This window comes from Corynebacterium sp. UMB2355A (assembly GCF_033877495.1).
Lineage (GTDB): Bacteria > Actinomycetota > Actinomycetes > Mycobacteriales > Mycobacteriaceae > Corynebacterium > Corynebacterium pseudogenitalium.
This window is the reverse complement of record NZ_CP138855.1, coordinates 2,247,374-2,272,843: the sequence shown is the minus strand read 5'-3', so window position 1 is coordinate 2,272,843 and position 25,470 is coordinate 2,247,374. Positions and strand designations below refer to the sequence as shown.

At 59.0% G+C, this 25,470-nt stretch carries 21 protein-coding genes; 12 read left to right on the top strand and 9 right to left on the bottom strand.

From position 1 onward, the window contains the following. Positions 1–72 precede the first annotated feature (72 nt). From putP to R0V12_RS10845, 3 genes are read left to right on the top strand one after another with little or no spacing between them, the layout of a single operon-like run. On the top strand, positions 73–1,659 hold the full coding sequence (gene putP, locus R0V12_RS10855) for a sodium/proline symporter PutP (RefSeq protein WP_320072611.1): 1,587 nt from the start codon (positions 73–75) through the stop codon (positions 1,657–1,659). A gap of 2 nt (positions 1,660–1,661) precedes the next feature. Further along, positions 1,662–2,297 (top strand): HNH endonuclease family protein, encoded by a 636-nt coding sequence (locus tag R0V12_RS10850; protein ID WP_070976274.1) that lies wholly within the window; start codon positions 1,662–1,664, stop codon positions 2,295–2,297. Positions 2,298–2,327: 30 nt separating this feature from the next. Continuing rightward, a complete protein-coding gene (locus R0V12_RS10845) occupies positions 2,328–2,813 on the top strand; it encodes a DUF2269 family protein (protein WP_070479480.1) in 486 nt (161 codons plus the stop codon). 3 nt (positions 2,814–2,816) lie between these two features. Here the strand turns inward: R0V12_RS10845 and R0V12_RS10840 are convergent, their stop codons facing one another. From R0V12_RS10840 to R0V12_RS10820, 5 genes are all read right to left on the bottom strand, one after another. Then, positions 2,817–3,719, bottom strand: a complete 903-nt coding sequence (locus R0V12_RS10840; protein ID WP_083290979.1) for a trypsin-like serine protease — start codon at positions 3,717–3,719, stop codon at positions 2,817–2,819. A 39-nt stretch (positions 3,720–3,758) separates the two neighbouring features. Next, positions 3,759–4,577 carry a trypsin-like serine protease gene (locus R0V12_RS10835; RefSeq protein ID WP_070362655.1) on the bottom strand — a complete coding sequence of 273 codons (819 nt, stop codon included), beginning with the start codon at positions 4,575–4,577 and terminating at the stop codon, positions 3,759–3,761. A gap of 89 nt (positions 4,578–4,666) precedes the next feature. After that, complete coding sequence (locus R0V12_RS10830) at positions 4,667–6,802, bottom strand: DEAD/DEAH box helicase (RefSeq protein WP_320072610.1); 2,136 nt, start codon at positions 6,800–6,802, stop codon at positions 4,667–4,669. Beyond that, positions 6,799–7,941, bottom strand: a complete 1,143-nt coding sequence (locus tag R0V12_RS10825; protein ID WP_070479476.1) for a HAMP domain-containing sensor histidine kinase — start codon at positions 7,939–7,941, stop codon at positions 6,799–6,801. Before R0V12_RS10825 ends, R0V12_RS10830 begins: the two co-directional genes overlap by 4 nt. Beyond that, the gene (locus R0V12_RS10820) at positions 7,938–8,621 is read right to left on the bottom strand and encodes a response regulator transcription factor (RefSeq protein ID WP_070362658.1); all 684 of its coding nucleotides are present in this window, start codon (positions 8,619–8,621) and stop codon (positions 7,938–7,940) included. Before R0V12_RS10820 ends, R0V12_RS10825 begins: the two co-directional genes overlap by 4 nt. A gap of 113 nt (positions 8,622–8,734) precedes the next feature. On the opposite strand from R0V12_RS10820, the gene R0V12_RS10815 reads away from it, so the two are divergent. From R0V12_RS10815 to R0V12_RS10790, 6 genes are all read left to right on the top strand, one after another. After that, positions 8,735–9,706 carry a DUF418 domain-containing protein gene (locus R0V12_RS10815; protein ID WP_070479474.1) on the top strand — a complete coding sequence of 324 codons (972 nt, stop codon included), beginning with the start codon at positions 8,735–8,737 and terminating at the stop codon, positions 9,704–9,706. A gap of 15 nt (positions 9,707–9,721) precedes the next feature. Beyond that, positions 9,722–10,606, top strand: coding sequence for a trypsin-like serine protease (locus R0V12_RS10810; protein WP_070479472.1), 885 nt, complete (start codon positions 9,722–9,724; stop codon positions 10,604–10,606). Positions 10,607–10,690: 84 nt separating this feature from the next. Next, on the top strand, positions 10,691–12,073 hold the full coding sequence (locus R0V12_RS10805) for an amino acid permease (RefSeq protein ID WP_176754835.1): 1,383 nt from the start codon (positions 10,691–10,693) through the stop codon (positions 12,071–12,073). Between the two features lie 88 nt (positions 12,074–12,161). After that, entirely contained in the window at positions 12,162–13,211 is a 1,050-nt protein-coding gene (locus R0V12_RS10800) for a DNA cytosine methyltransferase (protein WP_070362661.1), read from the top strand. A gap of 9 nt (positions 13,212–13,220) precedes the next feature. Continuing rightward, the gene (locus tag R0V12_RS10795) at positions 13,221–14,135 is read left to right on the top strand and encodes a NaeI family type II restriction endonuclease (protein ID WP_070976266.1); all 915 of its coding nucleotides are present in this window, start codon (positions 13,221–13,223) and stop codon (positions 14,133–14,135) included. A gap of 142 nt (positions 14,136–14,277) precedes the next feature. After that, positions 14,278–15,276 carry an L-lactate dehydrogenase gene (locus tag R0V12_RS10790; RefSeq protein ID WP_320072609.1) on the top strand — a complete coding sequence of 333 codons (999 nt, stop codon included), beginning with the start codon at positions 14,278–14,280 and terminating at the stop codon, positions 15,274–15,276. Positions 15,277–15,337: 61 nt separating this feature from the next. Here the strand turns inward: R0V12_RS10790 and R0V12_RS10785 are convergent, their stop codons facing one another. Continuing rightward, the gene (locus R0V12_RS10785) at positions 15,338–16,150 is read right to left on the bottom strand and encodes a nucleoside hydrolase (protein WP_320072608.1); all 813 of its coding nucleotides are present in this window, start codon (positions 16,148–16,150) and stop codon (positions 15,338–15,340) included. 9 nt (positions 16,151–16,159) lie between these two features. Further along, positions 16,160–17,368, bottom strand: coding sequence for an MFS transporter (locus R0V12_RS10780; RefSeq protein WP_070976261.1), 1,209 nt, complete (start codon positions 17,366–17,368; stop codon positions 16,160–16,162). Positions 17,369–17,492: 124 nt separating this feature from the next. Here R0V12_RS10780 and R0V12_RS10775 point away from each other — a divergent pair, with 124 nt between their 5' ends. Next, positions 17,493–17,954, top strand: a complete 462-nt coding sequence (locus R0V12_RS10775; RefSeq protein ID WP_320072607.1) for a hypothetical protein — start codon at positions 17,493–17,495, stop codon at positions 17,952–17,954. Positions 17,955–17,962: 8 nt separating this feature from the next. Here R0V12_RS10775 and R0V12_RS10770 read toward each other — a convergent pair whose 3' ends face one another. Both R0V12_RS10770 and R0V12_RS10765 read right to left on the bottom strand, forming a co-directional pair. Continuing rightward, complete coding sequence (locus R0V12_RS10770) at positions 17,963–18,562, bottom strand: hypothetical protein (protein ID WP_070362667.1); 600 nt, start codon at positions 18,560–18,562, stop codon at positions 17,963–17,965. A gap of 54 nt (positions 18,563–18,616) precedes the next feature. Continuing rightward, positions 18,617–20,182, bottom strand: coding sequence for a carboxylesterase/lipase family protein (locus R0V12_RS10765; RefSeq protein WP_070362668.1), 1,566 nt, complete (start codon positions 20,180–20,182; stop codon positions 18,617–18,619). A gap of 102 nt (positions 20,183–20,284) precedes the next feature. Here R0V12_RS10765 and R0V12_RS10760 point away from each other — a divergent pair, with 102 nt between their 5' ends. Then, positions 20,285–21,223: a hypothetical protein gene (locus R0V12_RS10760; protein ID WP_320072606.1), complete on the top strand. Its 939-nt coding sequence runs from the start codon at positions 20,285–20,287 to the stop codon at positions 21,221–21,223. A gap of 520 nt (positions 21,224–21,743) precedes the next feature. Beyond that, positions 21,744–25,457, top strand: coding sequence for a multifunctional oxoglutarate decarboxylase/oxoglutarate dehydrogenase thiamine pyrophosphate-binding subunit/dihydrolipoyllysine-residue succinyltransferase subunit (locus R0V12_RS10755; protein ID WP_320072605.1), 3,714 nt, complete (start codon positions 21,744–21,746; stop codon positions 25,455–25,457). The last annotated feature ends 13 nt before the right edge of the window (positions 25,458–25,470 follow it).

Genomic DNA, 25,470 nt, shown 5'->3' with positions numbered 1-25,470 from the left:
TCGACTACGGTTCTAACGGTAATCTTTAAAACTCTACTCGCTTATTTTTTCTATTGCTTTAGGGAGGCAAACATGGCCGATAGCTTCTGGCTTGTCCTTGCCATTGTGTTGTATTTCGGTGTCATGGTTGCCATCGGGTTTTATTCGTGGATCCAGACGAGCAAGTATGACGACTACGTTCTTGGCGACCGTGGACTGCACCCATTCGTAGCAGGCCTATCCGCGGGCGCATCAGATATGTCGGGCTGGCTGCTGATGGGGCTGCCGGGCGCATTGTTCGTTTCCGGCATGAGCGAGCTGTGGATCGTTATTGGACTCTTGGCCGGGTCGTGGGCGAACTGGAAGTTTGTCGCACCACGCCTCCGCGCTTATACGGAAGTATCAAATAACTCGATTACCTTGCCGTCCTTCTTCGAGAACCGCACCCGTGACTCCTCACACGTCCTGCGGTTCGTCGCCGCCGTGATCATTATTTTCTTCTTCACGTTCTACGTTTCGTCAGGCATGGTCTCGGGTGGCCGTTACTTCGAATCCACTTTCCACGGTGACTACCTCACAGGCGTACTCATCGTCGGTTCGATTACTGTGCTGTACACGTTCATCGGCGGCTTCCTCGCTGTGAGCTATACCGACGTTGTCCAAGGGGTCTTGATGTTCTTGGCGCTGGTCACGGTGCCACTGATGGCACTGATCTCGCTCGATACCCCCTCTGATATCTTCTCGTTCGCTTCCCACAACGCCTACGGCCCGTGGGAGGCCGGCAACCCGGACTACTTCAACATGATCGCCGGTGTCTCGTTGGCAACCATCATCGGCAACTTGGCGTGGGGCTTCGGCTACCTGGGACAGCCACATATTGTTACCCGCTTCATGGCGCTGCGCTCCCCGGCTGAGGCAGCCAGCGCACGCCGGACCGGAATCAGCTGGGTCACCATCTGCTTTGCAGGTGCGGTGTTCACCGCGCTCGTATCGACGGCCTTCTTCGCCGAAACACCGCACAGTGTCACTGACCAAAGCGGCTTCGAAACCATCTTCTTGGACCTAGCCCGCATCCTCTTCCACCCACTCATTGCAGGTATCGTCCTTACAGCGGTGCTCGCGGCGATTATGTCCACAATGTCCTCCCAACTATTGATCACCTCCTCCGCGCTTATTGAAGACATCTATCGGGCCGTGGCGAAGCAGCGTCCGAGCCAGACGGCGCTGCTGGTGCTCTCGCGCACGATGGTGGTCTTGGTTGCAGCGGTCGCGATGGTGCTGGCAATCAACCCATCGGACACGATCCTGGGCCTGGTCGCGTTCGCGTGGGCAGGCTTCGGCGCAAGCTTCGGTCCCGTTGTAATTGCATCGTTGTACTGGCGTCGTCTCACTGCCCCGGGCGCCATCGCTGGCATGATCGTCGGTGCAATCACGGTATTCGTGTGGGGCTCCTCCGACACGCTGTCCGGCATCATCTACGAAATCGTTCCGGGTATCGCATTCGCGACGATCGCGCTTGTCGCTGTCTCCTTGCTGACCAAGCCGAAGCAGGGCGTCGAAGACGAGTTTGACCATGCTCTTGCAGTGACAAACTTTGCGCTCACCACTCCGGACGCAACGTTCGCTGACGCGCTCAAGGCGACTGCGGGAACCGAAGGGGCCTCCCACGCGTCTAACTAGACGTGCGTGTTTACCTCACTCTGCTACTTATCCTGACCATCGCGTACGCCCCGTTTCCAACGGGGTTTTCGCGTATCGACGCCCCCACGACCCGCCAACGCGTTACTATCATCGGCTACGAGCGGGACAACTTCGGACCAGGCTGGCAGCGCCATGCCACCGGATGTACGACTCGCGAGCATGCCATGGCGTACGCGTTTGAGCAGCCTAATTGCAACGTTCCCCACCGGCAGTGGGAGCCGGTTGACGTTATCGATCCGTACACCCGCGAACGCATCAGACCTAAGGATGTGGAGCTCGACCACCTCTTCCCCCTCTCCGCAGCATGGGACATGGGTGCTTTCGCCTGGAGCGATGAGCAGCGACTCCGGTTCGCGAATGACCCCCACAACCTCATCGTGACCTCGAGCAAGGCGAACCAACAAAAGTCAGACATGCTACCGAGCGAGTGGATGCCTCCATCGATCCCGCAGCAATGCGCATACGCACGGCAGCTAGCACGCGTTGCAAACATGTACGACCTGCGCGTAACCACCAATGACCTTCGCACAATGCGCCGTGCATGCAAGGGATGGCGAGGCGTCGCCGCCCACCTTATTGGAATTGGTATGTTCCCTACCACCAATTCGCCTAGGTGATGGTGGACGTATCAAGTACAGTGGTTGCCTATGACTACTCTGTTAACTTTCCTTCACGTCGCAGCCGCCATCTTGCTGCTGGGCCCGATCGTCGTATCCACCTCGATGTTCCCGCGCCAGGCCGCCGAAGCACAGGCGGGCGATGCGGCCGCTGCCGGTCGCGCGTCGATCCTGTACCGCATCTCGCGCACTTACGGCATCGCGTCATCACTCGTTCCGCTGCTCGGTGTCGCCATCCTCTTCGGCGACTGGGCTGCGTACAAGACGAACTACTTCCTGCACACCTCTATCGTGTTGGCAGTCATCGCCTGGGCACTGCTGCTTTTCGTGGTCATCCCGACCCAGCGCAAGATGGTCGGTACACTCGGTGAGCTGGAGCCAGCCGAGGCCGACCCAGCCGATGTCACCGCGAACTTTGAAAAGTCGAAAGCTAAGGCTTCCGCGTTCGCTGGTGTCTTTAACCTTTTGTGGTTCATCGTGTTGGTGCTGATGTTCTTGCCAGCACCAACTGTGTAGTTACTAGAACTTTATCGACGACGCCAGGCTAAGCAACGCCAACACGATCGGAACAACGATCGCGGCAATCTCACCCGGTGTCATATCGCTGGAGCTTTCGGACTTCGACGAGGAGTCCCGCTCCGAGCTCTTATCAGAGGACAGCAGCCGGTCATAGAGACCGGCTTCATTTATGCCAGCAGCTCCAAAAACCAGGTCCGACGCCTCGGACTGGCTGACTGCCTTTCCTTGAGCGATTGGTGCTCCCCAGAGCCAGTCTTTCCCGTCAATCTTTATGCCATTGATCCGAGTGTAGGTGGAGTTTTCGAACGCAGGACCTATAGAAATGACACCAGCGAATTTCTTTGCCCCGTCCTGTTCTTCGATCCAGATCGGTCCACCGGAATCGCCTGACTTTGGTGACCGTATCGTGGCAGAAAACCCGCCTCCACCACGCGCAGCGCGGTGGAACTTCCCGCACGTGACATCGTTTGTCCCCGTATGGGATGTTTCCCCGTGGTAGCACGTCTTCGCACCCCGCTTGATGGAAGTGGCATCCGCTTTGATGTCACCTGAGTAGATGTTCTCGCCCATCGTGACGCCCCGGTCCCACTCGATCCAGGCGAAGTCGTTCGAGTACTGCCGGTCGTAGCCTGGTGAAATACGCAATGTCCCAATGTCTTTCGACAACGGACGGCTCGTTTTTCGGTCGACCAACAAGATCCTGTCGCCATCGCGTCCACAGTGCGCTGCGGTGTAGCTGACTCCGGCTTCGTGGTCGTTAAAGCCTAGCGTGCATGAACTATATCCAGTGCTAATAGCATCACCCTGGGTCGGCTGGATTGGTGCCGCTGTAGCGCTTGGCACGAGGACTGCAGTCGAGCATGCTGCGACGGCCAGCGAAGATATGAATTTCCTTGTCAACATACTTCTATACTGGCACAGTTCTGCAGGAATGCTAGTGAGCTAGCTGTAATTCACTACACCTGGTAGGAACCCTGCGAGTGCGCTGAACCCGTCCGTCACAGCGCCACGAACCGCATCAGCAGCCGGGCCAACGGCCGAGCCCGAAGCCGGCATCATGAGGTTCTGCGCATACAGGCCCAACAAGCGTGACTCAGCGACGCGAGGCCCATCAGTAGCGTGCACGCCAACGACCAGGTCGCGCGAGCCCAGCAGCGGTACCTTTTGTGCAACCCACTGCGAAGAAACAACGCCAACAAATCCGCGGCCCGGAATCCACAGCGGGCCACCGGAGTCGCCGGGACGGGTCATCGGCGCTTCGACGAAGAACGTATTTCCTTCTGCTCCGCCGAAGCGACCGCACGTGGGGGCGCCCGTCGGCCGGTTCGAGGTTTGCCCGAAGTAGCACACGCGCTCACCGACGGCGATTGTGTTTGGGTTTACCCACGCGTCACCGGAGAACCGGTTGCCGCCGATCTGCACCGGCGCGTCCCACTGGATAGCGGCCCAGTCATTGCCAAGGCGGCCGTCGTACGCCTTCGAGCGATACAGGGTGCCGAGCTGTGGCGAAGCAACCCTCGCGTTGTGGTCCACGATGCGCACACGCGCACCGTCCGGTCCGCAGTGCGCCGCAACCAGGCTTCGCCTGCGAGACGGTTCATTAAATCCGACGGTGCAGTAACCGCCGCCTTCAACCATCACGGCTCCGCCCTGCTCTACTCGCTGCAGGTTCTGTGCCTGCGCAGTTGGCAAGTTCGTTACGACGCCCACTCCGAGCGCAAGCGCCCACCCCAGCGTGAGCAAACGGCGATTCAACTTCATGCCAGTGCAGTCTACTGCACAACCAAGCAATGAAAAACGCACCCGCCGAGTAGTCATTACTCAGCAGGTGCGCTCAGGATCAAGGGCGCTTAGTCCCAGCTGCGGTCATGCCCGCGGCCACCGCGGCGATCGTCACGGTCGTAACCGCCACGTCCCCGCCCGCGTCCACCGCGGCGATCATCGCGGTCGTAACCGCCACGCCCGCGCCCGCGTCCACCGCGGCGATCATCGCGGTCGTATCCACCGCGCCCGCGCCCGCCGCGTCCGCGCGGAGGTGCACCGTGATCACGCTGGATATTGATCAGCTGACCGGAAATACGGGTATCCGTCAAACGATCAAGGACCGCGCTGTCCAGGTTCTTCGGCAGCTCAACCAGGGTGAAGTCCCCACCGATAGTGATGCGACCAAAGTCCTTGGAGCTCAAGCCCCCCTCGTTGGCGAGCGCACCAACGATTGCACCCGGGCGAACATGCTGGCGCTTGCCAACATCCAGGCGGTAGGTGTCGAAGTTCTCCGAATCGTGGTCGAAGCGGCTGCGGCCTCCACGACGGTCATCACGGTCACGCCCGCGGCCACGGCGGTCGTCGCGATCCCACCGATCACGGTCCCGTCGATCGCGACGGTCCTTCGGAGGCTCCTTCATCAGGAACTCGTCACCCGCCAAAGCCTGCGTTGCCAAAGCAGCGGCGATGTCGTCCATCGGCACGTTGTTGGCAGCGGAGTATTCGCGGACCATGGACCTAAACACCTGCACCTCGCTCGCCTCGAGCGACTCGGTGATGGAGTCCATAAACTTCGTCTTGCGGCTCTCGTTGACTTCGTCGACCGTCGGCAGATCCATCTCTTCGATGGTCGCGTTGGTTACGTGCTCAATGGAGCGCAGCATGCGACGCTCACGCGGAGTGACAAAGAGGATCGCCTCACCTGTACGGCCTGCACGCCCGGTGCGGCCAATGCGGTGCACGTATGACTCGGTGTCATTCGGGATGTCGTAGTTCAGCACGTGGCTGATGCGCTCAACGTCCAGGCCACGAGCAGCGACATCGGTAGCGACCAGGATGTCAAGGCGGCCGTCGCGAAGCTGATCGACGGTGCGCTCACGCTGCTGCTGAGCGATGTCACCGTTGATCGCAGCTGCGGAGAACCCGCGGGCACGCAGCTTCTCAGCCAGCTCCTCAGTCTCCTGCTTCGTACGCACGAAGACAATCATTGCCTCAAACTCAGTGACTTCAAGGATTCGGGTGATCGCATCGAGCTTGTTGCGGTGCGCCGTGAACAGGTAACGCTGGGTGATGTTCGTATTGGTGCGCGTCTTCGACTTCACCGTGACTTCGGTCGGGTTGTCGAGGTACTGCTTCGAGATACGGCGAATAGCGTTCGGCATCGTCGCAGAGAACAGCGCAACCTGCTTCTCTTCCGGTGTGTCCTCCAAGATGCGTTCCACGTCTTCCTGGAAGCCCATGTTCAGCATCTCGTCTGCTTCATCGAGGACAAGGAAGCGCAGGTTGGAAATGTCCAACGAACCCTTCTCCAAGTGATCGATGACGCGGCCCGGAGTACCCACGATGATCTGGGCACCGCGGCGCAGACCGGACAACTGGATACCGTATGCCTGGCCACCGTAAATCGGAAGCACGGAGATCCCGCCAAGGTGGTCTGCAAACGACTGGAAGGAGTCTGATACCTGCAGCGCAAGCTCACGTGTAGGCGCGAGGATCAGTGCCTGCGGGTAGCGCTCCTTGCGGTTGATCCGCGAAAGGATCGGCAGCGCGAACGCGGCCGTCTTACCGGTACCCGTTTGCGCAAGGCCGACAACGTCGCGGCCTTCCATCAACAGTGGAATGGTTTCAGCCTGAATCGCGGATGGCTGCTCAAAGCCAACCTTCTTCACGGCATCCACGACTTCTTCAGGCAGATTCAGGTTCTCGAACCCGTTCACTGGCTCTTCAGCGGTCTCGTCTGCCTCTGTGGCCTCGTCCGCCTCGCTCCCAGCGAGGTCCGCCACGTCGCCACCGACGACGTCGGCAAGGCTCAAAATCTGCTCAGTCTCATTAGTTTCGGCATTGGCTGCGTCTTGCGCAGCGCCGGTTTCCTCAGAAACTCCCGCATCCCTGGTGTCCTCACGTGCAGCATCCGCTGCGACATCCTGCGGGTTTTCCTGATTTTCCGACACATTCATATCCGGCTCTTTCTCGCCGCCGGTGGCGTTTTCGGAAGTGATCATTGTTTCCCCACAGTACGCCACCCTGCAGTGATTTTCCTATTCGCCACTGGCAATGTCATCCGCGCCACGAGTCCGCCACCAACTTCAGCGCTTCGCGCCTCGAGCTCCAACTCCCCGTGGTGCGCACGCGCAATCGTATCAACCAGCGCCAGCCCTAGTCCGTGCCCCGGACGCGCACCAGCAACGCGCGCATTCGCCCTGCTAAATGGCTCTACGAGCTGGCTGACTGTGGCAGGGTCCAACACGTCCCCATCATTGACGACGCCCACTTCGACCCCATCACCGGATCCAGTCCGGCAAACACGCACCTGCACAGTCCCGTCCACGCCGTGGATACGAGCATTCTCGATGAGGTTTTGGATCGCGTGGCGCAATAGCACGACGTCGCCGAGGACGTGAATGTCTGGCTCGATGGTGGCGTCGATACCTTCGGCGCTCGAGGCGACAGTGGTAATGAGCTCTGAGATGTCAATGTCGCGCGCCTCGAGTACTTTGGCCTCGGCCTGGCTGAAGTTCAGCAGCGACGTGACCATCTCCGCAGACGACGCATTCACGGTGCGGATGTCGCGGATGGCGTCGCGTAGCTCCTCTGCAGGTGCATTCGGGTCTAGTAGCGCGACATCTGCGATGGTCTGAATGGTAGCGATCGGGGTTTTCAGCTCATGGGACGCGTTTGATGCAAAGCGTTGCCGTGCCGCGATGGAGTGCGCGAGGGACTCCAGCATCGAGTCGAGTGCGTGCGCGAGGTCAGCGACATCGTCAGCGGGGCCTTCGTAGTCGAACCGCTGATCAAGATCGCCAGCAGAGACCAGACGTGCAGTCGCCGCGATGGTACGTACGGGTTTGAGCAACACACCCGCGACGAACCAACCGATGGCGCCGGCGAGCGCCGTCAGCACGCACAGCGCGACGAGCGAGGCGCCGAGCATCACGTTGAGCACCTCGTGTGAGATGGGCACGGAGCCATCAATAAATGCTCCGTCACTGCCGGGAACGCCCCCGACGCCCTCGATGACAGCTTGCACAGGTACCGGAGTCAGGCGCAGGTAGAGGTACACCACCGCAGTCAAACTCAGCCCTGCGGTAAAAACCGTTGCCACGAACAACCACGACGTACGCGCGCGAAGTGAAAGCCTCATTGGTACGGCTCCTCCGCAACGTAGTAGCCAGCGCCGGGCATTGTTTGCACAATCCAAGGCTGCCCCAGCTTGCGCCGCAAGTGCGAGATAGTGACGCGAATCGAATTGGAGAACGGGTCCGCGTTCGCGTCCCATGCCTCTTCTAAGAGCTGCTCCGCGGAAATAACGTGCCCCTGTGCTCGCATCAGCGTTTCAAGCACCGCGAACTCTTTCGGCGACAACGCAATCGACGCGCCGCTTCGGTGGACTTGGTGAGTGCCTCTGTCGAGGATGACGTCGCCGCACGTGAGCGTCGAGGTTGTTTCAGGTGCGGCTCGTCGCAACAAGGCTTTGACGCGAGCCAGCAACTCGGGCAGCTCGAACGGCTTGGTCAGATAGTCGTCCGCCCCAATCTCGAAGCCTTGGAGACGATCCTCGAGCGTTGCGGACGCCGTGAGCATCAGCACCCGCGTGTTTGGGTACAGCTCACGGACGGTTGCACAGACGTCGTCGCCGTGAACCTCGGGGATATCTCGGTCGAGCACGATCACATCTATCGGTTGTGATTCCAGGCGGTCGAGCGCGGAGCGGCCGTCGTAACGCACATCAACGAGCATGTCCTCACGGCGCAGTGCTTTGCCTAACGCATCGGCGAGCAGCGTCTCGTCCTCAACGATCAAAATCTTCGGCGGTGCAGCCACAACAGCCCCTTCCACGTTGGAGTTCTTGTATTCTGCTGTGATTCTAATTGGGGCTTCTTACGGGGTCGCAATGTTAACGCTCTCGCAACATCGCCCTGCATAGCGTGAGGAGCATGTCAAAGACTTCCACACCGGATCTGCGAGTTCACGGTATTGATTACGCGCGAGCCGTAGCACTCGCAGCCATGATCTTCGCGCACCTCACCCATCCTGCTGGCGTCACGGGTCAGTTGCTCTACGGCTTCCCCGCGGCAACGTTCGCGTTCCTGGCTGGCATCTCGATGGAGCTGATGGCCCGGCGCGCCCAAGCGGTAGGCGGCGAGGCTGTCGCGCGCTGTCGCCATGGCTTTTATGTTCGTGGGACGCTACTGATTGTGCTGCATGTGCTCCTCGTGCCGTTCGCTGGCGACATCGAGGTTGTGCTCCTTGTCTTTGGCATCTGCTACCTCTGCTTAGCGACGCTTCCCCACTGGCCAACTGCGCGTTTGGGCTTACTGCTTGCGGGGTTGCTCTTTGCTTCGGCTGCAACGACGGCGCTCGGGACAGTTGTTGCACTACCGGCCGCAGTCTTCGGTGCCCCCTACCCTGTCTTTTCGTGGGCGGCACTCATGGTTGCGGGCATGGTGTCGTGGCGTGTCATCCTCCACCACCCATGGCGTCGTTGGGTCACAGTCATTATCGCGGCGGCGGTGCTGCCTGCGGTGATTGCAGCTCGGCTGCACCTCAACACGGCAGGTGCTGGCCTATTCATCGCCGCGATCGATCCGAATGGGCACACCGGGGGACTCATTTCAGTGATCAGCGAGTGCGCCGTCGCGACTGGTATCACTGCGCTGTGTCTCATCCTCGCACAGTTTGTTCCGTTTGGTTGTGACATGGGCCGGATGCCTCTGACGGTGTACTGCGCACACGTTGTCACGGCCAACGGCCACAGCGGGGTGGTATACGCAGTACTCACGCTGGCAGTTGCTTTCGCCTTCGCTGTGCTGTGGCGCAGCTTCTACGCCCGTGGACCACTCGAGGCCGCGATGCGCATGATCGTGGCTCGCGCAACCCGGACCGATCTTCCTCCGCTCCAACACTAAAGAAAAGGAAAACTCATGAAACTGCACACTTCCACTCGTATTCTTAGCTCCTGCGTCGCTGCCGCGCTCGTAGCACTCCCGGCAGCACCTGCATTGGCAATGCAGTCCGATACGTTCGCTGAGCCTTCGGCAGAGTCCAACGCAGTAGTCTCCGTCCGCACCGCGGACGATGACCCAGACACCGGCGTGTGCACAGGTACCGCCATTGCGTCCCACTGGGTTATTACTGCGCGCCATTGTATGGACCACCTGCCACAAGCTGGTGGGTCCGTGCGTACTGGCCAGGGTGATAACCAGAAGTTTTATGACGTCGATAAGTGGATGACCACCCCGAAAGGCGATATCGCGCTGCTGCACACCTCTGAGGACCTCGGACTCGATGCTTATCCTGAGCTTGCTAGCGATATCCCAGCTGCAGGCAGCGACGCTACTTTCTACGGCTGGTCCTCTGATGGCTCTGGTGCCGGACGCACCCTTCCGTACGCAGACGCTACCGTCGACGGCCCAACCCCGATGATTCTGTTTGACGGCACCGACGGCGTCGAAGCCACCATGAAAGGTGGGGCAGCAACCCAGCCCGGTGATTCCGGCGGCGCGCTCTTCAGTGAGGGCAAGGTCGCAGCCATCGCGTCCGCATCACTGTTTATGGATCCAGACAACCCGGACTCCGCTGAGGAAGGAGTGAGCCCGAAGGTTGCGTTTGCGCCAGTTGCTTCGCAGGCGGACTGGATCCGTGAGCAAATCTCCGCCAAGGAAGACTCGGCCGAAACGACCCCCACAGAAAATGACGGCGGTACGCCGACGTGGATGCTCATCACTGCCGGTGCCGCCGTCGTTATCGCACTGGTAGTTGCCGCAGTTGCACGCTCACGGAAGCGTGATGCTGATACTGCACAGTAGCGCTGCCTGAAAACGCGACCGAACTCACAGAATTACCTGTGAATAATTTACAGAGCAGCGTAATTAAACGTTATGATGTCTGCCATGACTTCCCGCTCGTCGAAGCCCAAGGGGCTTACACACCGCCATATCCACTTCATCGCCCTCGGCTCGGCGATCGGCACCGGGCTCTTCTACGGCTCCGCCGGCGCGATTCAGGCCGCCGGCCCCTCGGTGCTCCTCGTATACTTACTCGGAGGGGCCGTCGTCTACTTTATGTTGCGCGCCCTGGGCGAGATGAGTGTGCAGCACCCGGTTCGTGGGTCGTTCGCGGTGTACACCAGGGAGCACCTTGGTGGCCTGGGCGGGTACATTACCGGGTGGATGTTCGCATTCGAGATGATGATCGTCTGCCTTGCGGACTTGACTGCCATCGGCATTTATATGAAGTTCTGGTTCCCGGACACCCCAGCATGGGTATGGATTACCACTACCCTGCTGGTCATTGGTGCGGCGAACCTCGCATCCGTGCGCTGGTTCGGCGAGCTGGAGTTCGCATTCACGCTCATTAAGGTCGTCGCCGTAATGGCGATGATCGTCGGCGGTGCTGCCATCCTCGCATTTGGTTTGGGTACCGACCCAGAGACGACCGGAATCTCTAACCTCTGGAACGACGGTGGCTTCTTCCCGAACGGCATCGAAGGCATGATCGCAGCGTTCATCCTCGTACTCTTCGCCTTCGGCGGAACTGAGATCATCGGCGTCGCCGGCACCGAAGCAGACGATCCGGACCGCTCGATCCCGAAGGCCGTCAACACCGTACCGCTGCGCATCCTTCTGTTCTATGTCCTCGCCATCCTGGTTATCTTGATGCTCAACCCGTGGCGTGCAATGACTGGTGAAGAAAGCCCCTTCGTTCAGATCTTTGACACACTTGGCGTGAACTGGGCCGCTGCACTGCTCAACTTGGTGGTCATCACTGCTGCCCTTTCTGCAATTAATGCAGACCTGTTCGGCACTGGGCGCGTTCTTACTGGCCTGGCGAAGGAAGGCCTAGCCCCGAAGATCATGAAGCGCACCATCCGCGACATCCCAGTAATGACGACCATTACCCTGTTGCTCGTACTCATCATCGGCGTGGTGCTCAACGCGCTCTATCCGAACATCTTCGAGACCATCGCAGCGCTGGCCACCTTCGCAACCGTGTTTGTGTGGCTGATGATCCTGCTGGCACACGTCGCATCTCGCCGCAACATGTCCGCGGCAGAGCGCGAGACCTTGAGCTTCCCTGTACCGTTCTGGCCCTACGGGCAGTGGTTCGCGATCATTTTCATCTTGTTCACATTCGGCATCATGGTGTGGCTGCCGCAGTATCACATGGCGCTCGCCGTAGGCGTCGCATTCGTGGTAATCATGACTGTGCTCTACTTTGTCACCGGGCGCCCAAAGGCAGTTGCGGCAGCGCACGTCACTTACGAGATGAAGTAGCACATAATTTCGAATAAAAGTATCCATTGTCTGCTGTGCACGCTATCCTATGCCTACATATTCCAAGTTTTAGCCAGAAGGAGACGCGATGCGCCTGTCTACGGTTACTTCCGAGCCCACGTTGACCTCTATCGAGATCTGCGCTGGCGCTGGAGGCCAAGCACTTGGGCTCGAGCAAGCAGGTTTCCAGCATCTAGCCGTGGTGGAAATCGACAACTGGGCAGCAGAGACACTGCGAGCCAATCGCGGCTGCGACCATCCCCATCCGTGGCCAGTACACGAAATGGATGTACATGACTTCGACGGCACCGTATGGCGCGATCAGGTCGATCTCTTTGCAGGTGGCGTTCCGTGTCCGCCCTTTTCCATCGCGGGAAAACAGCTCGGCGCAGACGACGAGCGTGATCTGTTCCCGCAAGCCCTACGACTGGTAGGAGAAATCAATCCAAAAGCCGTCATGCTGGAGAACGTCCGAGGCCTTGGCCAAAAGCGGTTTGATTCCTACCGCAATGAAATTGTCAGTGAGCTCGATCGGATGGGTTACACCACCTACTGGTCACTGTTTCAATCGGCAGACTTCGGTGTCCCCCAACTGCGCCCACGGTTTATTTTGGTAGCCCTGAAACACGAGTTTGCCGAGTACTTCGAATGGCCGACCCCGAATATGCATCACACATCCGTTGGTAGCGCACTTCGCCACCTAATGGGAGAAAATGGCTGGCCGGGAGCGGACGCATGGGCAGATCGAGCCGATACGGTAGCACCGACGCTCGTTGGCGGATCAAAGAAGCACGGTGGACCAGACGTTGGCCCGACTCGAGCAAAGGCAGCATGGAAGAAGCTCGGCGTCCGAGGAACTTCGATCGCAGACAGCGCACCAGGCCCCGACTTCCCTGTCGATGACCCGGACAACCTTCCCCGCCTTACCGTGCGGATGGGCGGCGTTATCCAAGGGTTCCCTGAAGATTGGGATTGGCAAGGTGGCAAGACCGCCCAATGGCGCCAAGTCGGCAATGCATTTCCGCCACCGGTTGCGGCTGCAATCGGAACCGCAATCAAGGACGCACTACTTTCCTGCAATGCCGTAACGAAAGCTCCCGAGGTGGCCCCACAACTGGCGCTTCAAACGCACGCATAGGATCTGCTCATGACACACAACCTTGATGGCGATTTTTCTCATCAACTCGCCGAGCTCTTCCGTAACGAGTTTCCCGACGGCGAAGCAATGGGAAGAATATTTCGACAAACTTTCGACCAGGCCTATGACGGCCAGCACACGGGCCGGTTCGACCCAGCGCAGCTAAGCAAGACAGAACTTGCCCACATTGGATCGTTGGTTGAAATTAACATTCGCCGAGGGTTTGACGGCACTATCACGGACGGCGACAAGATGGACTTCAAGATCCTCGGCCATGAAGTTGACTGTAAATACTCCAAGAACCCCTACGGCTGGATGATCCCGATGGAAGCAGTTGGCCACCACGCCATGCTCTGCCACGCAAGTGAGGTTACTTCCACTTTCCGAGTAGGCTTCGTCAAAATCACCGACGACATCCTCACCGCAGGTGGAAACCGTGACCGCAAGCGAACCATCATGGCAGCAGCACGCAACAAAATTGCGTGGGCCTGGTTCGATCACCCGTACCCGAATAACGTGCTCCTCCATGCGGATGAGGAAACTGTCGCCAAAATTATGGAATTGCCTTCTGGGCAACAGCGCCTCGACATGTTGTTTCGCTCAATCCAGCAGGTGCTCATTCCGCGCGGCATCATTTACACTGTCGCTCAGCAGAAAGACCCAATGAAGCGCATTCGATACAACGGCGGATCAAGGTCACGCCTCCAGGAGGAAGGCATCTTGATCCTTGGGGACTACCGGCGCCACCAAGCTATCGCAGAGGCCCTCTGCCTTCCGATTTGCAAGAATGGCGATAGCCTCGCCGTACGAGTAACTCCAGCTGAACCGCATTTTGTTGGTCCTGCAGTAGATATCGAAGGTCAAACTTGGCGAATCGCCACGGGCGCCGACCCACTCCATCGTGCGCCACGCCTCCCCTTTTAATACCCCAAAGCCATCAATGCCCGGTTGTGCCCGCCTATTTCCGTTATCTTGGTTACATATTTCGATTGGTATTCCCATTGTGGCGGAAAATCTGCAATGATGGGTAGCGGAACATAGTTTTACTGGATTCAGGAGAGATCATATGACTATCACCAATCCGTCCACCCCGTCGAACAACATCACGCCAGGCAACAAGATTGTCTTGATTGGTGCTGGTGATGTCGGCGTCGCGTTCGCATACGCAATCCTCAACCAGGGTATTTGCGACCACCTCGCAATTATCGACCTGAACGAGAAGAAGACGTGGGGTGAGGTCGAGGACCTCAACCACGCAATGCCGTACTCAGGCCACAACACCAAGATCACGGTCGGCACCTACGAGGACTGCCGCGACGCGGCGCTCATCGTCAACTGTGCAGGTGTTGCACAGCGCGACGGCGAAACCCGCCTTGAGCTCGTGGGCCGCAATGTGAAGATCTTCGAGTCCATCAACAAGGAAGTGATGGCCAACGGCTTCAACGGCATCTACCTGGTTGCAACCAACCCTGTCGATGTCCTGACCTACGCCACGTGGAAGCAGACCGGTCTTTCCTCCGCACAGGTCGTGGGTTCCGGCACCATCCTGGACACCGCACGCTGGCGCTGCAACCTCGGCAAGTACTTCGGTGTTTCCGCAAGCTCTGTCCACTCCTACATCATCGGTGAGCACGGCGACACCGAGCTGCCTGTCGTGGCATCCGGCTCCGTCGCTGGCGTTTCGCTACGTCGTCGTCTGGAGAAGGAAGCAGAAACCGATCCGAAGATCTACGAGCGCATCGACGCGATGTTCGTCGCAACCCGCGATGCCGCCTACAAGATCATCGAAGCCAAGGGCTCCACGTCCTTCGGTATCGGTGCTGGCCTTGCCCGCATCACCCGCGCAATCCTGATGAACGAGGACGTCGTACTGCCAGTCTCTGCTCTCCTTGAAGGCCAGTACGGTCAGGAAGGCATCTACATCGGCACCCCGGCTGTTATCAACCGCAACGGTGTCCGCGAGGTTGTCGAGCTGCACCTTGAAGATAGCGAGAAGGAAAAGTTCGATCACTCCGCCAACACCCTTCGTGGCGTGATGGTCGAAGCTGGCCTCACCGAGGCATAAGCCTTTCCCATACCCTTCGATTGCGCCCGCCGGACACACCCCGGCGGGCGTTTTGTCTGCGTTAGTCCTCCGCCCGGAGGTGCCTCGTTACGTCCAGAGCATCATCGCCGCGTGCAAGAGCGTCAAACGTGGCGCAGCAGGCGTCGAAAAGCTTGACGACGTCCTCTTCGTCTACATCCGCGGTGTCGAGCACCAGCGCGTTCGGGTCATCATCTTCCTCGGCAGGCGCGAGCGTCACACACTGCCCACCAGTCTGGATATCACCTAGCGCGACCTGGGCCGCGAGAAGCGAAACGCCAGTAACCGCGGTGGCCCCGACTTCTGCCAGCGGTGCGCACCGTTGCACATCTACCGGCCCCAACGTTTCCGGTGCTGCACAGACGGTGATCGCCACCGGGGTGTCCTGCAGCACCACATCGGAGGCTTCTCGGTCGAGTAGAAGGCTGGATTCAGACACAACGATGTGCTCAAGTGCGTCGAAGTACTCGGGGTAGCGCCGTGAAAACTCGGCGAGGTTTGTCAACGGGCCCGTGCAAATCAAACACAGGTCCCGTGTACCTCGCGCGCACGCGTCGGCCCACAACAGGTCCCAGTCATTCGCGACGTAGCGTTCTGGGACTCGGGCGTCACCCAGTCCAGCATCGCGCGTCGGTTGATGTTTTGGCGCGTCGCAACCTGCTGCGACCGCAACAGCGGGCAGGCCGCAGCGTGCCAACACCCACGCAGCATGCTGGGCACATTGCGCAGCTGAGGCGCTACCGCTTGAGGTTGTCACGCACTCCAATTCAGCCTGCCCACGATGGTGCGCAGCAACGACATATGCCAACGCAAGCGTGTCCTCGACCCCTGGGACGCAGTCAATAATAATTCGCACCGTGCTCCTTTACGCAGTGGACCTGTGCAGAGATTCCTTACCGTACATTGCCCAGAGCAATAGAGCGACCAGAGCAACTACTCCGCAGGCGCCAAACGCGATAGCAAAGCCGAACACCTCCGCCAGAAAGCCGATCACAATCGGTGCCGCAATCTGGCCGGAGTCCTGCACCATCTGATAGGTAGAAATTACCTTGCCACCCGAGCGGTCATTGCCGATGATGTCAGCTAACGTCGCCTGCGAGGCAGGACTCATCAACCCACCGCCAACACCCGCACACACTGAGACCAGCAACAGCACCCACACTGTCGTGGCGAGTCCGAGTGTGCCCGTGAATATTGCCGAGACCGCAAGACCTGCGAGAATGCAAGGACGACGTCCGATTCGGTCAGCCAGCCGACCAGAAAACTGCAGCGTGACGCCCGTGCCCAGCGCGAACGCAGTCAACGCAAGTCCGGATGCCGCGCCACCATTTGCAAATATCGCCGCAGCGAACAGCGGAAGGACCGAAACGCGCGCACCGAAGTTCACAAAACCATTTGTAAAGGCGACGGCGAGCAACGCACGGTACGTGGGTTGCTTCCAGGCTCGGCGCAGTGGCATTGGCGGCCGCTGTATTCTCGGTGTCTCTGGCTTGTGTTGCCGAGACGTAGCAACCCACACGATAGTTGCCGCAAGACCGACACCAACACCGTAGACTGCGAACGGAATTCGGTATCCAAGGAAACTGAGTCCAGCGCCGATGATTGGCCCGAAGATGTTGCCAAGCAAGAATGACGATGCATAAAGTGCATTCGCTCGCCCACGAATGCTGGGAGGAATCACGCGAACGATGAAGGCCTGTGCGGAGAGCGTAAACATCGTGGATCCGAAGCCGGCGATAAAGCGCAACGCCAAAATATGCCAGTACGCCTGAGCAAACGCCACGGCAAACGTTGCAGTCGCAACAATGCTCAACCCGGTGAGGTACACCGGCCGTGATCCGAGCTTATCCACCAGCGCGCCCGCGCCTGGCGCGCCAAGCAAGCGAGCTGCTGCAAACACGGAGATCACCGCTGCAGCGGCCGCCATGGACACGTTGAAGCTGGCGGCGAATTGTGGCAACACCGGGGCGATGAACCCGTAGCCGAGCGCAATGATAAACGCTGCGGTGCACAGCACCCATATCACTGATGGCAGCTTTGGTGACGCGCCGCCCTTATATGTTTGTTCCGTCATACCAGCGACAACACTAGTCTTTCTTCGCGTTCGCGTCCCATTACGCAATAACATTAGCACGGTTGTTCGAATCCATGGGTGATTTGGCCACTCCATGTCTAGCTGCTCTCGTACGCTTCGAAGCATGTTCTACGAATCAACGATTGCTCAAGAAATTATTCATCGCTTTGACGACACCGTCCAAGCCCTCAGCGCCACAGTCAAGCACCCTCGCTCTCTTGCACGACCGACTGGCTCGTGGCGCCCGCCGGTCATCGCATTGCCGCGAGTCATAGACAAGCAACACATCAACCTTGCGCTTACGCGGCGGAGAGTCGGCCCGCGGGCTCAGGCGATGGTGCAAGGTTACGGAGCGTCTGCGCGGCCCGCGTACATCATCGAAGCACGATTCACCGTCCAGTCGGGTGCGCCGGTCAGCCCCGCGGTAGCTGAGGGCTGGATGCGCGCGCTCTACCCCGACGCGACGGAGGACATGCTTCATCTTCTGCCACACCCATACGCGGCAACGTATGTCTGGCTAGTCGACGGCCACTTCAATCCCGTCCGCTCTCCTTCATCCCTGTTCGCCGGACTGAACGTAGCGTAACCGGCTGGCTACTGCCCCGGTTCGTCGTCAAGCGGAAGCATCTGGCTCTCCCAGTCTTCAGCCTGGTCAGCAACCAGATTCAAGACATCAAAAAGCCTGTCGATGTCGGTGAAGCTACCCAAGTTAAGTTCTTCGGGATCTGCTTCCTCATCGTCTCCAGGAACCACAAACTGCACGTGGGCAGTGGCTGTGGCGTCGATAACTTCGACCTCCACGTGGACTTCAGCCTCTGTACCAACTTCTGCGAAGACGAGTTGATGGTTTTCGGCGTCCGGAAAGAATTCAAGCCCGGCGATACGTTCATCTGCAGCCTCGAGCAGGCTGCGGAACACGGTAACCACCTCGTCAGTGGCTATATGCTCAGCGACAGCGGACACAGCATCTTCGGCAGAAAATATAACTGCGACCAATGCTGCTTCAAAGTCCTCATCGTCTTCATCAACGTCAGCAGCCGCGATATACACGTTCGCCGCTGGCAGTTGCTCGTCGATAACAACGAACTGGATCTCAATCTCGGGGGTGATAGGAACAAACATCGTGTCGTCGTGCACACGAGACTCAATACCTTCACGGTCTAGAGCCGCGGCAATGTCTTCTAAAAAGCTCACGAAGAATCCTCTACTCTTCCTCATCGTGGTTGTCACCGGCGGACGATGCCAAGCCTACTGTTCTGGCCCCATGATGCGCATCCACGCTTCGCGGCCCTGCCAGCTACGCATGTCAAAAGCCTCCCATGCCCGGCGTTTGTGACGTTTTGGGTCGTACACGATTGACGGATGTTCGTTGATGATTGCGGTCGCGCGCCCGGGGTGGTCGTCGCCACGAAAATCGTAGCGGGGCCAGTTCGGCCCTGGTTCGCCGGTATGAAAGAACGACCCCCAGTTGCGCTGCATCACTTCAACTACTGCTTCAAACGCAACGGTGGAGCCAAATCGGTCGATCTTCGATGAGCGTGTACCTTCCCGATCGCCAAACACCGCCATCAGGTCGGCTGTGTGCATTGCCCCCAACCCGAGCCGCCGCATTGTCGCCGATGCATATTCAAAGCGGTACATCCAAGTCGGAGCCACCTTACGGTGCTCCCCTGCAGCGATCACCGACGGTCCCCAGAACACGGCGTCTGCGAGAAACTCGGCGAAGTCCGTACGCTGGCTCACGTCGCTATACGCCTGGATGACCGCTGTCGCGTTCTGCGCGTCATATGCCTCGAGCAAGCGGCGTGCTGCACGCTGACGGGCTTTCGTCCGCTGATACAGAGCCTTTGCAAAGCTGGCCTCATCCGCATTGGTCCCGATGATCAACGGCACCGACGCCTGTTGCCCGGCGCGGAACATGTCCAGCGGGTGAGCTGGCAGCGTGGTGCCATCGACCGTCGGCATGAAGCTCAAATTCAGTTCGCGCAGCTCGCGGCCAGTAAACAGCATGGACTGCCCCACTCTAACCAGTTCCTCGGCCGGTACCTCCCGGAGGTGCTCGAGGGTAGATAGTCGCGATAGCCCCATGCCGTCAAGAAGTGTCGACGTCCACATCGCGGCCTGTGCCTTCGTATGAACGGAAGAAAGCGGAGTGGACTGGGCGATTGCCCGGTGGAACAACCCCCGAGCCGCCGGGGCGCACATCATATGGATTACTGAAGCTGCCCCGGCTGACTCGCCCATGATGGTTACGTTATTCGGATCCCCTCCGAAGGCCGCGATGTTTTCGTGCACCCACTGCAGCGCGAGGATCTGGTCCAAAATGGCGGGGTTGGCAGCGCAGTCCTCGCCGATACTGCGCAGATCCAAGTACCCAAGCACCCCGAGGCGAAAGTTTAAGGAGACATAGACGATATCGGTGGCATTAGCCAGAAAGTGCCCCTGGAGTACTTTCTCATGACTCGATCCGCTTACGAACGATCCACCATGAAAATAGATGACGACGGGGAGTACGTCGTCCGTATCAGGCCGAACGATGTCTGCGTGTAGGCAGTCCTCGGTGCCGATTACTGTGTCTTTCCACCCGAAATTCGTCTGCATCGCAGGTGGCCGATAGTTGGTTGTGGTGCGCACACCTGACCACGAAGGCGCAGGCTGTGGGGCCCGAAATCGGTTCTCACCGCCCATATCTGCACCGTAGGGTACCCCGCGCCAAGTGCGAACCCCGGTTTGTGGATCAATAGTGCCAGCAACGATTCCCGAGGTGGTCTGCACCTGGAGGTGCTCCTGCGGATTGTTGCTGTTGAGATGCATGCCTTTTAGCCTAGCCCGGAATTCTGTCTATTCTCGTGGAGTTTCTAAGGCGGGTACGATGAACGCTCGTACCAATAATTAATAAGGAGAAAAACACACAGCATGTTAGAAAAGTTCCGCAAAGACAAGCACGAAGACGACGAAACTGTAGTCGAAATTATTGAAGACGCCCGTGCTGAAGACTTAAGCTCCCTCGAGGAGGAAGCAGGCCCAGCAGGCCGAGCGTTTATCGCAGCAGTAGATAAGGCTGTCCATCTTCAGTCCGGTGCCATTCGGGCTTACGTGAACTGGCTTCGCCGTCAACACCCGGAGCAAAGTCCTGCGGAAATCCAGCACACGATGGACAAGCATTTTAAAAACGTAGTCTCCGCAACAGGTGCAGGCGTGGGCGCAGCAGCCGCGGTGCCTGGCGTAGGGCTCGTCACCGGCGCAGCAGCCGTTGCTGGCGAATCGGTAGTCTTCTTAGACCTTGCCGCGTTTTACACCCTCTCCTCCATGTACTTGCGCGACGTTAATATCGAAGACAAAGAGCGCCGACGCGCAGGCGTGCTCACGGTCATGATGGGCGCCCAGGGCGTTGCGATTGTTGACACGTTGCTCGGCGCGGACCGAGCTCGGCCGAGGGAGTTGGCGTCGAAAAATGTCCTGACGCGCTTTGCTGGCCCGGGCCTCGCCGAAGTCAATGGCATCCTGTCTCGTGTGGCCATGAAGTCGTTTACGAAGCGGTTCCGCCGCGCATGGATTGGCAAGATGCTGCCTCTGGGGCTCGGCGCGATCGCGGGCACCGCCGCCAACCGCAAGCTTGCCGACCACCTGATGGATAACATCGCCGTCGCCCTCGGCACTCCTCCCTCCCAATTCTTGAGCCCTCTTCCGGAAAAGCCTGACCAGGAGGCGGCCTCCTCAGCGCGAATCCAAAGAACCTTCTGCGCTGGGTACTCCGACTCTTTGGTGACGACGACAAAGTACGCGACACCAATCAGCAAGAAATTACCAAATAGCTTCGGCTCCGAAGTTCATTCCCGCCTCCCCCAAAACTGAGGCGGGAATCACGCACTTCCATCTTTCGCCTACCCCCGGTAGCACCTCTGCTTTAGTTGGAGAACCACACCCTGCGCCACCGCCGAAGCACAGCGCCCCCTCAAATACGCGAGCCTGCTTTGGCCCCACCTTCTTGGTCCCCCCGAGACTGCACACGAGCGCTTCTCGACAGCTGCCACCGTGAATGCTGCTCGACGCCCACTCTGTACTTCCCCGCACGCCAGGCCAAAGTCGACGGGCCCGCCTCACCTCTTCAAGAGTTCGAAATCAATCAATCACGAGCAAGCAACCGTTCAAATACTTGTTGTCGAATGAGGACGTATCATTGATAACGGTTCTCATGAGACCCTTCTCACTCAAAACGGAAGATATGCCCATTTGTGGTGTATCAACCGCTAAAGGGGGTAGATCTCACAAGTACGAGGGCTTTTCGGGAATGTAAGGTAGCACTACCTAATCCCAGACAATTAAAGTCGTTGAAAAGTTACATACAACCCAAGAAGAGAGGCGAGCACCTGCCGTGAGCAGCGAAGATACGTTCGGCCAGAACGACTGGCTGGTTGAGGAGATGTTCCAGCAGTACAAACAGGATCCCAACTCCGTTGACGCGGAGTGGCGCGATCTTTTCGAGAAGAAGGGCACCCCGCCGACGGTGACAAACACCCCGGCACCAAAAGGTTCCTCGAAGACTGCGACGAGCGTCACCAGCTCCACGAGCGCTCCTACCCAGGACGGCCGTCAAACCCAGGTAGACCGCGCAGCCGCCGAAGCAGCTCCAAAGCGCACCAAGAAGCCGACCGCTTCCCCGTTGGACAAGCTCGATAGTGTCAAGGTCACTCCAGGCGAGGAACAGCTCAAGGGTGCGTTCCGCACTATCGCGAAGAACATGAACGAATCGCTCGAGGTGCCAACCGCCACCACCGTGCGCGATATGCCGGTCAAGCTCATGTTTGAAAACCGCACGTTGATCAATGAGCACCTCAAGCGCACTCGCGGCGGCAAGGTTTCGTTCACGCATATCCTTGGCTACGCAATCATTCAGTCCACCAAGCTCCACCCGGACATGAATAAGAACTACAAGGAGGACGGCAAGAAGTCCTTCGCAGTTCAGCCTGAGCACATCAACCTGGGTCTAGCAATCGACCTGCCGCAGAAGGACGGGTCCCGCTCCCTGGTCGTCGCTGCGATTAAGGAGTGCGAGAACAAGTCGTTTGCGGAGTTCGTCGAAAGCTACGAAGACATTGTGCGTCGCGCGCGCGACGGCAAGCTCACGATGGACGACTTCTCTGGCGTAACCATTCAGCTGACCAACCCGGGTGGCATCGGTACCCGCCACTCGATTCCGCGTCTGACAAAGGGCCAGGGCACCATCGTTGGTGTCGGCGCAATGGACTACCCTGCAGAGTTTGCAGGTGCCAGCGAGGACCGTTTGGCGGAGCTGGGCGTCGGCAAGCTTGTGACACTGACCTCCACCTATGACCACCGCGTCATCCAGGGTGCAGAGTCTGGCGAGTTCCTGCGCGATATTTCGCAGCTCCTCGTCGACGATAAGTTCTGGGATTCCATCTTCGAGTCCCTCGAGATCCCGTTCCTCCCGATGCGCTGGGCGAAGGACCTGCCGAATTCCGGCGTGAACAAGGACACCCGTGTCATGCAGCTCATCGAGGCGTACCGCTCCCGCGGCCACCTCATTGCTGACACGAACCCGCTTCGTTGGCGCCAGCCGGGCCTGCAGCAACCGGACTCCCGTGACCTGCTGATGGAAACCCACGGCCTGACGCTGTGGGACCTCGACCGCACGTTCCACGTAGGTGGTTTCGGGGGCAAGGAAACAATGACGTTGCGCGAGGTGCTTAGTCGCCTACGTGCTGCCTACACCCTGCACGTCGGTGCTGAATACACCCATATTCTCGACCGCGATGAGCGTGAGTGGCTGCTCGAGCGCATCGAGGCTGGCATGCCGAAGCCGACGAATGCTGAGCAAAAGTACATCCTGCAGAAGCTCAATGCTGCTGAAGCATTTGAGAACTTCCTCCAGACGAAGTACCTCGGCCAGAAGCGCTTCTCCCTCGAGGGTGCCGAAACACTCATCCCATTGATGGACGCGGTGATTGATACCGCCGCTGGCCAAGGCCTCGACGAAGCTGTCATCGGCATGCCGCACCGTGGTCGCCTGAACGTGCTGTTTAACATCGTGGGCAAGCCTGTCGCAACGATCTTCAACGAGTTCGAGGGCAACATGCAGTCCGCACAGCAGGGTGGCTCCGGCGACGTGAAGTACCACCTCGGCTTCGAGGGCAAGCACATCCAGATGTTCGGCGACGGCGAGATCAAGGTCTCGCTGGCCGCGAACCCGTCACACCTCGAGGCTGTTGACCCAGTGCTCGTCGGTATTGCCCGCGCAAAGGCGGACACGCTGCGTGAAAACGGTGTTCGCGACGACAATCCAGTAGTTCCGATTATGCTGCACGGCGACGCCGCATTCGCTGGCCTCGGCATCGTACAGGAGACGCTGAACCTGTCTCGCCTCCCTGGCTACTCCGTTGGTGGCACCGTCCACATCGTTGTGAACAACCAGATTGGTTTCACCACTACCCCTGACTCTGGTCGCTCCTCCTACTACGCCACCGACCTGGCCAAGGGCTTCAACTGCCCAGTGTTCCACGTCAACGGCGACGACCCGGAGGCAGCCGCCTGGGTTGCTCACCTGGCAACCGAATACCGCCGCGCCTTCGGCAAGGACGTCTTCATCAACCTCATCTGCTACCGTCTGCGCGGCCACAACGAGGCAGACGACCCGACCGTGACGCAGCCAGTGATGTACGACCGCATCCACTCCCACGACTCGGTGCGTACCCGCTACACCAAGGACCTCATCGGCCGTGGCGACCTCACGCAGGAAGAAGCCAAGATCGCGGCACAGGACTTCCACGATCAGCTTGACGCAGTCTTCTCCGACGTCAAGTCCGCTGAGGGCAAGCCAAGCGAGCAGACCGGCATCACGGACTCGCAGAAGCTCACTCGTGGCCTGGACACCTCGATCAGCGAGGATACGTTCAAGCGCCTTGCGGATTCGTACGGCAAGCTGCCTGAGGAATTCGAGCCGAACAAGCGCCTGAACAACGTGCTCAAGAAGCGCGGTGGTTCCTTCGAAAACGGCGACATCGACTGGGGCTGGGGCGAGCTGCTCGCTTTCGGTTCCCTTGCAGAGCAGGGCAAGTTTGTCCGCCTTGCAGGTGAGGACTCACAGCGCGGTACGTTCACGCAGCGCCACGCGGTGCTCTACGACCCGAATAACGGCACTCCGTACAACCCACTCGACGCAAACGCGGAAGAGCAGGACAACGGCGGACGCTTCGAGGTGTTCAACTCTGCACTGACCGAATACGCAGGTATGGGCTTCGAGTACGGCTACACCCTTGGCAACAAGGACGCTGTCGTCGCATGGGAGGCGCAGTTCGGCGACTTCGCCAATGGTGCACAGACCATCATCGACGAGTACTTGTCCTCCAGCGAGACTAAGTGGGGCGAGCTTTCCAGCATGATTGCCCTCCTGCCTCACGGCTACGAAGGCCAGGGCCCGGACCACTCCTCCGCCCGTATCGAGCGCTTCCTCCAGCTGGTCGCCGAGGGCTCGATGACGATTGCCCAGCCTTCTACCCCGGCAAACCACTTCCACCTGCTGCGCCGTCAGGCGCTCGGTGAGATGAAGCGCCCGCTCGTCGTCTTCACCCCGAAGTCGATGCTGCGTAACAAGGCGGCGGTCTCGCAGCCTGCAGACTTCATCGAGGTGGACAAGTTCCAGTCAGTTATCGACGACCCCGAGTTCGTACAGCGTGGCAACGTCAAGGTTGACGGCGCAGATCACGACAAGGTCACCACGATCTTGCTGTGTTCCGGCAAGATCTACTACGAACTGGAGAAGCGTCGTAAGAAGGATAAGCGCGACGATGTCGCCATCATCCGTATCGAGATGCTGCACCCGATTCCATTCAACCGCATCCGGGATGCGTTCGAGAACTACCCGAACGCGAAGGAAATTCGCTGGGTTCAGGATGAGCCCGCTAACCAAGGCGCATGGCCGTTCTACAACGAGCACCTGCGCACACTGATTCCGGATATGCCTGAAATGGTCCGCGTCTCTCGCCGTGCGCAGTCGACCACTGCAACCGGCGTGGCGAAGGTCCACCAGGAAGAGGAGAAGACTCTGCTGGATGAGGCGTTTGCGAAGTAAGTAGCGCTTACAC

Bases quoted from the DNA above. Each gene is read 5' to 3' on its own strand.
- putP (WP_320072611.1), top strand. From the start codon at position 73: ATGGCCGATAGCTTCTGGCTTGTCCTTGCCATTGTGTTGTATTTCGGT.
- R0V12_RS10845 (WP_070479480.1), top strand. From the start codon at position 2,328: ATGACTACTCTGTTAACTTTCCTTCACGTCGCAGCCGCCATCTTGCTG.
- R0V12_RS10840 (WP_083290979.1), bottom strand. From the start codon at position 3,719: ATGTTGACAAGGAAATTCATATCTTCGCTGGCCGTCGCAGCATGCTCG.
- R0V12_RS10835 (WP_070362655.1), bottom strand. From the start codon at position 4,577: ATGAAGTTGAATCGCCGTTTGCTCACGCTGGGGTGGGCGCTTGCGCTC.
- R0V12_RS10830 (WP_320072610.1), bottom strand. From the start codon at position 6,802: ATGATCACTTCCGAAAACGCCACCGGCGGCGAGAAAGAGCCGGATATG.
- R0V12_RS10825 (WP_070479476.1), bottom strand. From the start codon at position 7,941: ATGAGGCTTTCACTTCGCGCGCGTACGTCGTGGTTGTTCGTGGCAACG.
- R0V12_RS10815 (WP_070479474.1), top strand. From the start codon at position 8,735: ATGTCAAAGACTTCCACACCGGATCTGCGAGTTCACGGTATTGATTAC.
- R0V12_RS10810 (WP_070479472.1), top strand. From the start codon at position 9,722: ATGAAACTGCACACTTCCACTCGTATTCTTAGCTCCTGCGTCGCTGCC.
- R0V12_RS10805 (WP_176754835.1), top strand. From the start codon at position 10,691: ATGACTTCCCGCTCGTCGAAGCCCAAGGGGCTTACACACCGCCATATC.
- R0V12_RS10800 (WP_070362661.1), top strand. From the start codon at position 12,162: ATGCGCCTGTCTACGGTTACTTCCGAGCCCACGTTGACCTCTATCGAG.
- R0V12_RS10795 (WP_070976266.1), top strand. From the start codon at position 13,221: ATGACACACAACCTTGATGGCGATTTTTCTCATCAACTCGCCGAGCTC.
- R0V12_RS10790 (WP_320072609.1), top strand. From the start codon at position 14,278: ATGACTATCACCAATCCGTCCACCCCGTCGAACAACATCACGCCAGGC.
- R0V12_RS10780 (WP_070976261.1), bottom strand. From the start codon at position 17,368: ATGACGGAACAAACATATAAGGGCGGCGCGTCACCAAAGCTGCCATCA.
- R0V12_RS10775 (WP_320072607.1), top strand. From the start codon at position 17,493: ATGTTCTACGAATCAACGATTGCTCAAGAAATTATTCATCGCTTTGAC.
- R0V12_RS10765 (WP_070362668.1), bottom strand. From the start codon at position 20,182: ATGCATCTCAACAGCAACAATCCGCAGGAGCACCTCCAGGTGCAGACC.
- R0V12_RS10760 (WP_320072606.1), top strand. From the start codon at position 20,285: ATGTTAGAAAAGTTCCGCAAAGACAAGCACGAAGACGACGAAACTGTA.